Source organism: Mycetocola lacteus, assembly GCF_003667575.1.
GTDB classification, from domain to species: Bacteria; Actinomycetota; Actinomycetes; order Actinomycetales; family Microbacteriaceae; genus Mycetocola; species Mycetocola lacteus.
Genome location: NZ_RCUY01000015.1, coordinates 35628 through 48399, shown reverse-complemented (window position 1 = coordinate 48399; position 12772 = coordinate 35628). Strand labels below are relative to the sequence as shown.

The window sequence follows — 12772 nt, the reverse complement described above, 5'->3', positions numbered from 1 at the left end:
CGCGTGCAAAATCTAGCGTGATGCCAGGAAGTCGTCGATCTCGGCGGCCTCGGGGGCGGTGGCCGGGCCGCGGCGGGTCACCGCGATGGCTGCGGCGGCGTTGGCCCGGCGGGCCGCCGAGACCGGGTCGAGCCCGCGGGCGAGCCCGGCGGCCAGGACGCCGCCGTGGGCGTCCCCGGCCCCGTTGGAATCCACGGCCTCCACCGCAAATCCCGGGACCAGAACCGGCTCGGCATCGCCGGTGGCGACCCAGCAGCCCAGTGCACCCTCGCGCACGATCACGGTGCCGCCCGGGCGGATGCGTGAGCGTAGCACATCGGCCGCGCCACGCGCATCGGTGCCCGGAGCGAGCAGGCCGGCCTCGCGCTCGTTGGCGCTGAGGATGTCGGTGCGCGCAAACACCCGGGCCAGCAGGGCCGGATCCAGCTCGGTCACCAGGGGAGAGGGATCGGCGATCACCCGGGTCTCGGCCGGCAGCTCCTCCAACCAGATCGGCAGACTGGCCGCATTGACCGGGTGCGCCAGGCTGTACCCCGAGACGTACACCAGGTCGTGAGCCGTGGCGTCCGCCTGCCGGAGATCATCGAGGGTCAGGTGCCCCTCGGCTCCCACCACGGTCACAAACGTGCGCTCGGTGCTGGCATCCACGATGGCCACGCAGTAGCCGCTGTCCTGGTCATCCAGTCCGGGCAGCAGGATCTCAAAGCCGCCCGCGTTCAGCGCCGCCCGGACGATCCCGCCGAAGTGCCCGGAGCCGTACTGCCCGGCAAAAACCACCGGCAGACCGTCCCGGCGGGCGGCGACCATCGTGTTCAGGCCGCCGCCCGCGGTGATGTCGGAATCATGGGCGACGGTGTCGCCCCCAGCCTCGGGCATGGTGGTCACGTTCATGACCAGGTCAACGATCACGTTGCCGGTAAAGATGAGTCGGGGTTCAGACACGGGATGCCTCCTGAAGGCGGGTAATTCGGGTAGTGAGAGGTTTACTTGCGGCCGAGTTCGGGATCGCTGACGGTGCCGCGGGCACCGCCCAGGGCGAGGTAGCCGAGGCCCGCGATCACCAGGGTGACCAGCCAGGCGATACCGCCCTGATCCATCGCGAGCATCACATAGCCCACAACCAGGGCAACGATCCAGACTCCGGTGGCACGCCACTCGATGCCGCCGCGGTACCAGTAGCGTCCGGCCGGCGACATGTCCAGCAGCGCCTCCGGGTCATACCAGCGGCGACGGATCATATCGGCCAGGAAGACACCCAGCCAGGCGGTGATCGGGATCGCCAGCAGCGAGATGAACGCGATGAACGGTCCGTAGAAGGAGTCGGCCCCGAGCATGAAGTAGAGCGAACCGATCAGGGTCACCACCACATCCACGGCGACCGCGTAGACACGCCGGATCCGGAATCCCAGGGTGATCGTGGTGAGCCCGGCCGAGTACACCGACAGGTGGTTGGAGAGCAGCAGCCCGCCAAACGCGGCGATCAGGTACGGGGCGGCCATCCAGGTCGGCAGCAGCTCGCGGATCGCGGCAACCGGGTCGGTGGCCGAGGCCAGCTCGGGGTTGCCGGCGGTCAGCAGCGCGCCCAGACCGATCAGCAGCACCAGCGGGATGCCGGCACCGGCGGCGCTGACCATGATCAGGTGGCCGGCCTTGGCGGAGGCGTGCTGGTAGCGGGCCATGTCGGCACCCGAGTTGGCCCAGCCAATTCCGGTTCCGGCGGCGATGGTCGCAACGCCCAGCAGAACGGCGCCAAACGAGCCGCCCGGTGCCGAGAGGACCGCGTGCCAGTTGACGTTGGCGATCAGGAAGATGCCCACAAAGATGTTCAGTGCCCCGAAGATCCAGGTGGCCCACTTCTGAATGACCAGGATCGCGCCGTGCCCGAGGCCCGACACCAGCAGGGTGCAGCCCTCAAACACCAGGATCGCGATGATTGTGAGCACCGGAACCGACTTGGCATTGGCCGAGGAACCAAACAGGATCGAGAACAGCGACAGCAGTACAAACGCGGCGGTTGTGGTGTTGACGGTTTCCCAACCCCAGCGCGAGAGCAGCGAGACAAAGGTGGGGCCCATGTTGCCGCGCGGACCGAAGGTCGCCCGGGACAGGGTCATGCTCGGGGCGCCACCGCGGCGACCGGCGATCGAGACCACACCCACCAGGGCGAAGGACCCGCCGGCACCGATCACGGCCACCAGCAGTGCCTGCCAGATGTTGAGCGCCTGAACGGCAACCAGGGTGGCACCCAGCGGGATGCCGAGGATCGAGATGTTCGCGGCGAACCACACCCAGAACAGCTCAAATGGCTTTCCGGTGCGCTCGCTGCTGGGGACCGGTTCGATCCCTCGCTGCTCGACGGCGGTGAGCGAGCCGTGTGTGCTCTCACTCATGATGGTCTCCAAACTTCGTTGTGTGAATAGGTTCCGTCGGCGGTTTTCGGGGACGGGAAGGACACCCGCGAGGGGTGTGACGGCGCGAAGAGCGCGGGGAGGTACGTTTCTGTGATCCTGCGTTCCGCGCAGGAACGCGTGGGGTCGGTGCGTTCCTAGCGGGAGCGCAGGGCGAGGAGAGCCTCGCTCGTGTGGGGCAGGTTGAGGGTGTTGACGCGGGTGACCAGCTCGACCGCGTCGCTCGGCCAGGCATCCGGTCCGTGTACGGCGCCGAGGACGGCCCCGTGGATCGCGGCGACGGTGTCGGTGTCGCCACCGAGGCCCGCGGCCAGGCACAGGGTGTCCCAAGGGTCCTCGCTGAGTGAGGCCAGGGCGATCGCGGCGACCACCGATTCCTGGGACGCGACCGAGGTTCCGATCACGTGATAGAGGGCATCCTCCCGCTCGGATACGGGAACCGTAGGCAGCCAGTTCAGGGCCCAGCGCAGGCGGTGCGAGATCGAGCCGCCGGCGATCCAGTTCCCACGCTTCTCACCCTCGGCCGCCGCGGCGACCGCGATGTCCAGGGCTTCGGTGAGGCTCGCCCCGGCCACACCGGCGCTGACCATCGCGCCCACGGCGGAGGCGCTGGCGATCCCCAGCGTGGTGTTGTGGGTGACCTCGGCGGTGTGGGCTACGGCATCCACGAAGTCCGCGATGTTATCCACCGGATGCGCGATCCCGATCGGGGCCACCCGCATCGCTGCACCGTTGGTGGTGCCAAACTTGCCCGATTCGGAGGCCGGAACCCCGGCGGTCAGGCGTTCCAGGGCGGCCTTGGTGGACGGACCGAGCAGGTCGAGGGAACCGCGGGCGGCCATGTCGGCTTCCCAGGCGAGCAGGGCGTGGGCGAACTCGGTCACGTTGACCTCGCCGTTGCCGGCGATCAGGTGCTCGGCCAGCAGTAGGGCCTGCTCGGTGTCGTCGGTGATCGATCCGGCGGGCATCCCGTGGGCGATCTCCTGGTGCGGTCCGGCGTCGATCATGCCGGTGATGGTGCCGTAGTCGGCGCGGATCTGCGCGCGGGACATCGACTGCGTGGGCATGCCCAGCGCATCGCCGAGGGCGAGACCGGTGAGGCTGGCGAGTGCGCGCTCGCCGGGGGTGGTGTGGGTCATGATCATGCTCCGAAGTAGGTGTGCAGGCGGAAGTGGGCGGGATCGAGCCAGGAGACCACCTTCTCGATGAAGGCGCCGCCGGAGTCCCGGGTGATCCGAATGCTGTTGAGGAAGAGGTCGCCACTCGCGCGCTCCAGCAGGGCCGCATCGGCCTCGCTGAGCGGGGTGGCCGACACCCACTGTTCGCCGCTGGCGGGGACGAGTCCGGCCTCGCCCATCGTGGTGGTGAGCGAGTCGCCCACTAGGCCGTGCTCGGGGACGCGGGCGAGCGCACCGATAAAGGGAACGCGGCTGCGCTCAAGTGACACCGGGGTGCCATCGGGGAGGAGGCGGAGTCGGTCAAGGGCCAGGAACTCCATGCCGGTGGGGGAGACCGACGCGGCCAGCTCGGGATCCACGATACGCTCGGCGCGCAGGATCCGCACCGAGGTTTGGATGCCGCCGAGTGCGAGCGCGTTTCCCCAGCTGGCTCCCTGGTCCAGGGCGTGGCCGTCGAAGGTGACAAACGAGCCGATGCCGGTTCGGGTGTCCACCAGGTGTTCCTCGGCGAGGGATTCCAGGGCGCGACGGATCGTGCCTCGGCTCACATCGAACCGGTCGGCGAGCTCGTTTTCTCCGGGAAGGAGTTCGCCGTTGCCGTAGGTGCCCTCAACGATCGCCTCGCGCAGTTGCTGGGCGATTTCGATCCGCTTGAGTGGCTGACGTTTGGGGGTCGGCCCCGTTGCCTGGGTGTTCATATCGATCACTATACGTGTACACAACCTGTACAGCAAGTGTCGGTTTTTCTGTACAGGCTGTTCGGGCTATGGCGGACAACCCGGTCAGATCGTTGGAAGGCACCATTTCCCCCGTGTTAGGGTCCCGGAAAGCATGACCCAACCAGGAAATCTCCGGGAGGACGCCATGACCATCACCATCCGACTACGCCGATCCAATAGCACCCGCACCGAGGGTGAAAGGGTCGTACGCCGAGCGCTGGCTCGCGACCCCGGGGCGGAAAACGCAACCATCTACGCCTACACCACGGCCTTTACCACCGACAGCTTCGTGGAGGGATTCTTCGAGGCGCTCGCCGACGCGGGAATTCGCCGCGCACACGTTTATGGGGCCGGGGATCGGCTCAAAACGCTGCTCGACTGGCACGTGGAAAACGCCGATTCCCCATTCCTGATCACCCACGGGACCGAGCGGCAGGCGTGGTGGTGGGCGTGGGTGTCGCTGGTCCGTGGTGCCGGCCCACACGGGCAGCGCCGCGACCCCTGGTTTGAGCGCCTGGGGCACGCCTGGCGGGGGACCTTTGGGCGACGGCCGCCAGAACAATAGCGCGTTGCCGAGCCCCGGCTGGTTGTCGCCCCGACTGGTTGATACGCTCAAGGGATCCTGTCCCCGGAGGAAAGCACCCCATGTCCGCACCCCTCAGCGACAACCCGCGGATCCGCGCCCAGCGCCTGATCCGTCTGGCCGCCGCCCGCACCAATCTGCTGTTTGCCGGAACCCGAATCGAGGTGCGTGGACACGGTGATGTGGCCGAGGCGCTGCGTGGTGTCCTCTCCGGGTTTGGTGTTCGACTGGGGGGAACCGATCGCGCACGGCTGGTCTTCCTGGCCGACGACGGCACAGCCGATCCCCGCGCGCTCGCCGCGGAGTTTGCCGTGGCCGCGGGCGAGACCCTGACGCTGCTGGTCTCCGATGATCCCAATACCCGGATCTCCCGCGCCCTCACTGCGCGGGGTTGGGCCGGTGCCGAACTGCGTGCCGGGGTGGTGGGCTTCGCTCGTGAGGGTCGCGCCATCGGGGCGATCGAAATGTTTGTCACGCCCGGTGCCGACAATGCGGACGACCGAATTGACTGGGCCTGGACGGCGATGCCCGCTACCCACGCCCTGGCCGATGATCTCTCCGGTTCGGGTCTGCTGCGCGGACGACGGGTAGGGGTGAGCCTGGTATTGGAACCGAAAACCGCGGCCCTCGCGCTCGCCCTGCGGGACACCGGTGCCGAGGTCGCGGTGTTCTCGGCCGTGAGCGAGACCGACCCGGCGGTGGCCGAGGCGCTCAGCGCCCGTGGCGTTCGAGTGTTCGCTCCCGGTGGCGCGGGGTCCGCCGAGACCGACGCCGACAATGCGGCGGGCATCCTGGACTGGCACCCCGACCTGCTGATCGATGACGGTTCGCACCTGGTGCGCCTGGCCCACACCGAGCGCCGGGGCACCCTGGAAACCCTGCGCGGGGCGGCGGAGGAGACCACGAGCGGCGTGCGTCCGCTGGTCGAGATGGCAGCCGAGGGCGAGCTACGAATCCCGGTTATCGCGGTTAACGATGCGCGCACCAAGGGCCTTTTTGACAACCTCCACGGCACCGGCCAATCCTGCGTGCTGGCCATCGCTGACCTGCTGGACCCGGTTGAGAATCCGGGTCGCACGCTTCCACGCCGCGACGTGATCGGGGCAGTCTGGTTGGTCATCGGATATGGACCCGTGGGCCAGGGCGTCGCGCGTCACGCGGCGGCGCTCGGCGCGCAGGTGCTGGTGCTCGAACGGGATCCGGTCCGCGCACTCGCCGCGGCTCACGACGGTTATGGGGTTGTCTCGAGCATCGCCGATCCCGAGGTGGACACCGTGGACGTGGTCGTGAGTGCTACCGGTGTGTGGCACACGGTGGGTCTCGACCTGCTGACCCGCGTCCGCGAGGATACCGTGATCGCGGTGGCCGGCGGCATCGACGATGAGATCGCGCTGGATGATGCCCACGCCGCGGGCTGGACTGTGCGCCGGGTGGAGCCCGATCTGTCCGCCTGGTCCGCTCCGGCAACCCCGGCAAAAATCGTCTACGTGCTCGCGGACGGCGGGGGCGTCAACTACACCGCCGCCGAGGGGAACCCGATCGAGGTGATGGATCTGTCATTCGCAACCCAGCTGGTTGCCCTGCGACAGCTCTGCCGGGACGGTCTCGAACCGGGCCTGCACCCCATCGACACCGCGGCAGAAGCTGAGGTGGCCGCGCTGGTCCTGGAACAGCGGATGGGCCGCACCGCCGTCGACATCCCCACTGACCCCGGCCGTGTGGGCGGCGCGGCGCAGCACTGGAGCACGCACCGGTATCGTTCCGAATCTTCCGTGTAGCGTCCACGCCTCCTGAGAGTTCGAGGCATACGCAGAGCAGGGGGTGTGCGCCAGCACCGCGATCCGTAGGCTGGTGAGGGCTCACGAAAGGAGCCCACCATGTCCGACAAAACCGATGCCGCTGACGGTACTGCGGCTGTGCAGCGTCTACCGTCCCACCCCGATTCCGAGACGACCAACCTGTCCGCCGACGCTATCGAACACGTGGCGTTTGCAGACGCAGCGCTGGCCCTCGCAGGGCACGAGCTTTCGGATCCAGTGCTGCGGGCCCTGCTCGAACAAGTTGCTCGTGGAAAGCTGAGTGGCGACGCCGCGGTGTCTGAGATGCGACGGAACGTTGGGTCCTGATGCGCACTGCGGAACGCATACATTCCTGTTCGTTGCGGTACTGAAATGACTCGGAACTTGGGCAGCGGTCCATTTTGCGCCAGCCGCAGCGTCAATGGGCGTCACGAGGATGAGTTCACTACTGCGGATTGCTAAGTTAACTCAACTACAGAGAGCGAAGGTGTAACCATGGATCGAGGCGAAATCCTTGTACCTCCGGTTTTATATTTGCCTGTTTCACGAGTAGGTAGCGACAACCAGCCGACGACCACTGTGGCGGAACTGTCTGACGGACGAAAGGCGATATTCGCATACACCGCGCTTGACCGCCTTGCAAATTGCTGTGGTCGAGACCAGGCATGGATGCTCATTCAGACAGAGTCTATGGGGCTGTTGCAACAAGAACTTGGGTTTGAAATCATCTCGGTGGACAAACCCATTCCGAATCAGATTCCTGTGTCAAAGCAAGGACAATCGCAGGCGACACACGTTGCCGAGGGCGGACATAAATTAGCAGGTCCAGGGTCCAGAAAGAAGCGTTTGGATGACTGATATCAGCGTCCAGACAGCAGATGTTCTGCGAATGATGTCGTCGTTAAATTCGGATGCAGACGATGTGAGCGACTCGATTGATGAACTACCCGCGGGGGTCGATGCCGGATCCTCTGAGCTGACCGAGGCGTTTGTTCAGATTGCTGGGGCGTCGACGTCTGCGGCAAGCTGTTTGATTGTGCTTGCCAAGTCTCTGACGACGATCGCTGGGCAAGTTACCGGCGAACTTTGCATGGCCGATCAATCTATTGTTGACCAACTGCGCCCGATAGGGCAGGAGCTGAAAGAATGACTGGGCTTGGTATTAGTCTGCAGATTCCCGGTGATATGCAAACGGTCCGCTCAATGGCGACGTGGATGGACGATAGCCTCAGGGTTGGATTAGCGGCTCTGAAAGAAGGGTTCTCGCAGGCCGAACGCGACTCTTCCGAGAGCTGGCACGGAGAAGCCGGAGACGCGTTTCGTGAAGCTCTGTCGCGAGTTCAAAATGAGTTCGCTGGGATTGACGACTACGTCAAGAGAGCTGCTAGCACGTTGCGTGCTTTTGCGTACCGAGTTGAAAATGGGAGAGATGGTTTTGCTGGATCAGCAACAAGAGCTTCGCAGGTTGGACTACTTGTCTCTAAAGGTGAATTCATAACCTTTCCTATCAATGCAAATTCAATTATGTGCAGCATGGCGCCATTGCCAGAAGGTAGTGCCGTTGAGCAGGAACAGGCCGCCCAGAAATACCAAGAAATGGCAGATACCTATGACCAAATTGCGCTCGCAGTTGAAGGCTGGTGGATTGATCAGGCGCAGTGGAACGCTGAGAACGTCGTACCCCTACTCGAAGGAATTTCGGACCTCCGCTCGGTAGATCAACAGTTACAACGGTTGCGAGAGCAAAACGGACTAATTCTTGACGCCATGATTGAAACAACGACACAGCGACACGATAAAGCCTTGCAACAAATGCTACAGGGATCACAGAAGCTCGCCGAGGATATCGCGGTGGTTCAGAAAAGCATCCAATCTGGCAATCCTGCAGTCAGCGGGCCAGCTCGAAAAGTTGACCTCGGTGCTGCGCGAAACAGCCTCAGAGAGGCTCGGCTTGCGACATCAGAGATCATGCAAGTGGGCAAATTCCTCAAATTTGGAGGCCCATCGATCATGCTCGCTACGGCTGGTCTAGAAATTGCGACGGGAGAGGACCCGGGGCTCGTCGTGACCGGAGTGCTCGCCGGTTCCGCTGCAGGGGCAATCACTGCAACAATTGCCACCATCGTTGAAGCTCCGCTAGTTATATCTGTGGCTGCAGTATTGGGTGTGAGCTGGCTTGCATCTGAGGCAGCAAGAGCTATCTATACGAAATCCGTAGAAATTGATACTCGGGAACAAATAGCAGTGGAGGTGCCTCGAGCGATTGCCAACTCGAGCACGATTCCAGGGTCTTATATGCCACGACTTTTCTATCCTTGAGGGAAAAACCATGACGTTATTTCACATTTCGTGCCCTCAGATTCTGAATGATCCCAAGCGCTCCTGGTCAGACATTCGCGTGTTCCTCCCGATTTTTTTGGGGGTAGCCGCGCTATCGGGGATCACGCTGACACTATTTATGGCGGACTCTGCGGCAGTGCGCGGCGCGGCAATCCTCTGGCTCATCCTCGTTCTATGCCTCACCTGGGTCGCGATCATGTACGGGCGGCATCCCGATTCGGGCACTGTTCGGGTTGCACACACTTCGGATCGTTTGAACCTGGTGCCCTCCTGGGCCGTGGTGCTGGCCAATCCCATGTGCATGATGATGTGTGTAGTTGTCGGTGGCTACCACTGGGCGACGTTCGGAAGCGGAGGATACAGTGCAGCGCGGCACCTCAGGCTCTTCCTGATTGTCGGAATTATCGGTTCGATTTGGGAACTATGGAAGCTCCGCTCTCCCGCAGGGCTTTCGATTACTCCTGATTGCATTTATGGAGTCCGGGGTGGTGCCTCCGTGGACATTCCGTGGACGCGACTGAGGGACGTATCGATCGACGTTGCGCACGGGATCGGGGGCGGGCGGTACATCTATCTGCATCAAGAGCAGGGTTCCCCGATCAGGGTAGATTCGCGCCTCACCGGTACAGATGTGAACGTCTTGTACTGGACCGTGCGCTACTTTCTCGAACACCCCGAGCAGCGTGAACTCCTGCGCGATCCCGAGGCTGCGCTACGCCGGGTGGAGGAGGCGTACCGAGGCGCGGACCACTTATAGTCGGTTCGTCTAAGCTCGTCGGGCCCGCCCCACGGCCCCCGATGTGATTCGGCGGACAAAGCGGATTATGATCGAGAGTGTCCGCCCACAGTGGTGCGTAGGGCTCACCCGCCCGGCTCACCCCGTTTTCACGGTTGCACCCACCCGGTGCGATTCGGTTCGGGGGCGTCTCCCGCCGCAACTGCGCGCCCCATCCACGGGATGTGCGCCGCTCGGGCAGTCTGGGCCGAAGTCCGCCCCATCCCGAGCCGAAGGAACACATGTCTGCCGTCCCCACCCCCGTCGTGGTCTACACCGCGGGACTCGTGCTGCCCGTCACCGGGCCCGCTATCCCCCACGGAGCCGTCGCCGTGCGCGGCGACCGCATCCTGCACGTGGGCGACAGCGCCTGGGTACTGGCGGCCTTGACCGACCAGGGCATTGAGTTTACCGAGGAGTTCTGGCCCGGGGTGCTGACCCCCGGCCTGGTCAACGCCCACACCCACCTTCAGTACACCGGCATGGCCAAGGTTGCCAGCCTGCACTACAACGGATTTGACGACTGGGGCGACTCCTTCGACGAGGCCTACGGCACCGGAGACCACGACTGGGCCGCCGCTGCCGCCGAGGGTGCCGCACTGTCACTGGCCGCGGGTGTGACCGCCGCCGCCGACGTGGTCACCGACACCGAGGCTGCCAGCGCCCTGCACGATGCCAACATGCACGGCATCGCCTACTGGGAGGTCTACGGCAAGAGCAACCAGGACTGGACCATCGAGGCCCGCAACGAGGTCCTCGAACAGGTGCGCAAGCTGCCCACCCCGCCCGGTGCCGGTGTCTCCCCGCACGCGCCCTACTCGCTAGATGTGAAGCCGCTGCTCGACATCCCCGATCTCGTCCGCGAGCAGGGGATGCGCCTGCACATCCACCTGGCCGAGGCTCACATGGAGCGCGAACGCGAGGTGGGCGGAGACGAGTGGCCCGCCCTCGGTGCCGACAGCTTCCGAGCACTACGTCTGCGCGGCATCGGCGTATCCTCGGTGCAGTATGTGGATCACCTGGGTGTGCTCGGACCGGACTGTCATATTGCCCACGGCGTATACGTCAATGCCAAGGACCGTGCGCTGCTGCGTGCGCGCGGCACCAGTGTCGCGCTCTGTGTCCGCTCAAACGAGATCATTGGTCTGGATATGCCGCCGGTCGCCGACTACCTGCGTGAGGGCAGCGCGATCGCCGTCGGCACCGACTCGCTCTCCTCCTCGCCGAGCCTCGACCCGATGGACGATCTGGCGCTGCTCTATAAGGTTGCCCGCCGTCAGGGCTACACCGAGGCGGACCTGCACGAGCGCCTGTTTGCCGCCGCGACCCTGGGTGGTGCCACCGCGATGGGACTCAACGTGGGCAAGGACCGGATCGGTCAGCTCGTGGTGGGTGCCCTCGCCGACCTCGCCTTCTTCGACATTCCGGTGACCACCCCCGCCGAAACCCTCGCCGATCTGGTCGAGGGCGGCGGCGGTCGGGTGGCCCGCACGATCATCGCCGGAGTGGAACGCTTCCGCCGAGAGGACTCGAAATGACCACCTCACCCCTGATCGCCCAGCTCGACCTGGCCCCGCACCCCGAGGGTGGCTGGTACCGACGCACCTTCGCCTCGCCCCACCCGGTGTCCACCCCGGGCGGGGAGCGTCCGGCCGCCACGGTCATCCACTTCCTGCTGCAGCCCGGCGAGGAGGCCGCCTGGCACGTGGTGTCGAGTGATGAGATGTGGCTGTGGCATGGTCCCGGCCCGATCGAGGTGCACTTCGGTGGCACCGCTGCTGAGCCCACGCACACGGAAACCCATGTCTTGGATGCACCCGGCACCCCCGGTGCACAGCAGCAGGTTCTGGTCCCCGCGGGAGTCTGGCAGCGTTCGCGTCCGCGCGATCGCGACGGTCTGGTGAGCTGCCTGGTCAGCCCCGGCTTCGACTTCGCCGACTGGCGTCTTGCCGCCGAATCCGACCCGTCTGTGGCTGCCGATACCGCCGCCGCGGCCGCGACGCACGGGCCGGGCGACACAGCTCCCACCGGCGACTAGCTTCGGGCTTCCCGAAACATTGGTGGCAATCGCTTCGCCGCCACGTACTCTTTAACGCACCCCCAACGATCCCTACCCCGACCGCACACAGGAGAACCAGAATGTCTCGCAAAATCACCCTGGGCGTCATCGCCCTGGCCGCCGCCGCAGCGCTCGCGCTGACCGGCTGCGCATCCGGCGGCGGCAACGCCGGCGACACCGTCACCCCCGGCAAGCTCACCATCGCGACCGGCGAACCCGCCTACTCGCCGTGGACCGTCGACAATAAGCCCGAGAACGGCGAGGGCCTCGAGCCCGCCGTGGCCTATGCCGTGGCCGAGAAGCTCGGCTACAAGAAGGAGGACGTCGTTTGGGTGCGCACCACCTTCGACGGTGCCATCGCCCCGGGCCCCAAGGACTTTGACCTCAACCTGCAGCAGTACTCGGCCACCCCCGAGCGCGAAAAGGCCGTGGACTTCTCCAGCCCCTACTACGTCACCAAGCAGTCGGTAGTGACCACCAAGTCCTCCAAGTTCTCCGGAGCCAAGAGCCTCGCCGACCTCAAGGACGCACACATCGGTGTGGCCGCCGGGAGCACCGCGCTGAACATCGTCAAGGAGGAGATCAACCCCTCGACCGAGGTGCAGGTCTTCAACAACACCGATGACCTCGCCGCCGCCGTGAACAACGGTCAGATCGACGCCCTGGTCACCGACGTGCCCACCGCGTTCTACATCATCGACTCCGAGCAGGTTAAGGACGGCGTCAACGTCGGCCAGATCGACACCACCAAGGGCGGCGACGAGCTCTCGATCCTGCTGCCGAAGAACTCGGCGCTGACCAAGAAGGTCACCGAGGCCGTGGACGAGCTGCGCAAGGATGGCTCCCTGGACAAGTTCGCTCAGAAGTGGATCGCCGATAAGGGCGCTCCTGTTCTGCCGAAGAAGTAGGGC

14 protein-coding genes are annotated in these 12772 nt (G+C 65.0%); 10 read left to right on the top strand and 4 right to left on the bottom strand.

From position 1 onward, the window contains the following. Positions 1-12 precede the first annotated feature (12 nt). The 4 genes from D9V34_RS15580 to D9V34_RS15565 all read right to left on the bottom strand — a co-directional run bounded on the left by D9V34_RS15580 (position 13) and on the right by D9V34_RS15565 (position 4284). Complete coding sequence (locus D9V34_RS15580; protein WP_121689399.1) at positions 13-942, bottom strand: PfkB family carbohydrate kinase; 930 nt, start codon at positions 940-942, stop codon at positions 13-15. 41 nt (positions 943-983) lie between these two features. Beyond that, a complete protein-coding gene (locus D9V34_RS15575) occupies positions 984-2390 on the bottom strand; it encodes a purine-cytosine permease family protein (RefSeq protein ID WP_121689583.1) in 1407 nt (468 codons plus the stop codon). A 155-nt stretch (positions 2391-2545) separates the two neighbouring features. Continuing rightward, entirely contained in the window at positions 2546-3547 is a 1002-nt protein-coding gene (locus tag D9V34_RS15570) for an ADP-ribosylglycohydrolase family protein (RefSeq protein ID WP_121689398.1), read from the bottom strand. Between the two features lie 2 nt (positions 3548-3549). Continuing rightward, a complete protein-coding gene (locus tag D9V34_RS15565; RefSeq protein ID WP_121689397.1) occupies positions 3550-4284 on the bottom strand; it encodes a GntR family transcriptional regulator in 735 nt (244 codons plus the stop codon). Positions 4285-4450: 166 nt separating this feature from the next. On the opposite strand from D9V34_RS15565, the gene D9V34_RS15560 reads away from it, so the two are divergent. From D9V34_RS15560 to D9V34_RS15525, 10 genes are all read left to right on the top strand, one after another. Further along, positions 4451-4870: a hypothetical protein gene (locus tag D9V34_RS15560; RefSeq protein WP_121689396.1), complete on the top strand. Its 420-nt coding sequence runs from the start codon at positions 4451-4453 to the stop codon at positions 4868-4870. Between the two features lie 80 nt (positions 4871-4950). Beyond that, positions 4951-6666, top strand: coding sequence for an adenosylhomocysteinase (locus tag D9V34_RS15555; protein WP_245992049.1), 1716 nt, complete (start codon positions 4951-4953; stop codon positions 6664-6666). Between the two features lie 99 nt (positions 6667-6765). Then, positions 6766-7014 carry a hypothetical protein gene (locus D9V34_RS15550; RefSeq protein WP_121689395.1) on the top strand — a complete coding sequence of 83 codons (249 nt, stop codon included), beginning with the start codon at positions 6766-6768 and terminating at the stop codon, positions 7012-7014. 168 nt (positions 7015-7182) lie between these two features. Further along, positions 7183-7545 (top strand): SAV_915 family protein, encoded by a 363-nt coding sequence (locus D9V34_RS17665; RefSeq protein WP_147441714.1) that lies wholly within the window; start codon positions 7183-7185, stop codon positions 7543-7545. After that, a complete protein-coding gene (locus D9V34_RS15545) occupies positions 7538-7837 on the top strand; it encodes a hypothetical protein (RefSeq protein ID WP_121689394.1) in 300 nt (99 codons plus the stop codon). The genes D9V34_RS17665 and D9V34_RS15545 overlap by 8 nt, the downstream gene beginning before the upstream one ends. Continuing rightward, a complete protein-coding gene (locus D9V34_RS17660) occupies positions 7834-9006 on the top strand; it encodes a hypothetical protein (RefSeq protein WP_147441713.1) in 1173 nt (390 codons plus the stop codon). Before D9V34_RS15545 ends, D9V34_RS17660 begins: the two co-directional genes overlap by 4 nt. Before the next feature lie 10 nt (positions 9007-9016). Beyond that, positions 9017-9784, top strand: coding sequence for a hypothetical protein (locus D9V34_RS15540; RefSeq protein WP_121689393.1), 768 nt, complete (start codon positions 9017-9019; stop codon positions 9782-9784). A gap of 260 nt (positions 9785-10044) precedes the next feature. Then, positions 10045-11340: an amidohydrolase family protein gene (locus tag D9V34_RS15535; protein ID WP_121689392.1), complete on the top strand. Its 1296-nt coding sequence runs from the start codon at positions 10045-10047 to the stop codon at positions 11338-11340. Next, the gene (locus D9V34_RS15530) at positions 11337-11840 is read left to right on the top strand and encodes a cupin domain-containing protein (protein WP_121689391.1); all 504 of its coding nucleotides are present in this window, start codon (positions 11337-11339) and stop codon (positions 11838-11840) included. Before D9V34_RS15535 ends, D9V34_RS15530 begins: the two co-directional genes overlap by 4 nt. 101 nt (positions 11841-11941) lie before the next feature. After that, positions 11942-12769: an ABC transporter substrate-binding protein gene (locus tag D9V34_RS15525; RefSeq protein WP_030149258.1), complete on the top strand. Its 828-nt coding sequence runs from the start codon at positions 11942-11944 to the stop codon at positions 12767-12769. Positions 12770-12772: the final 3 nt, after the last annotated feature.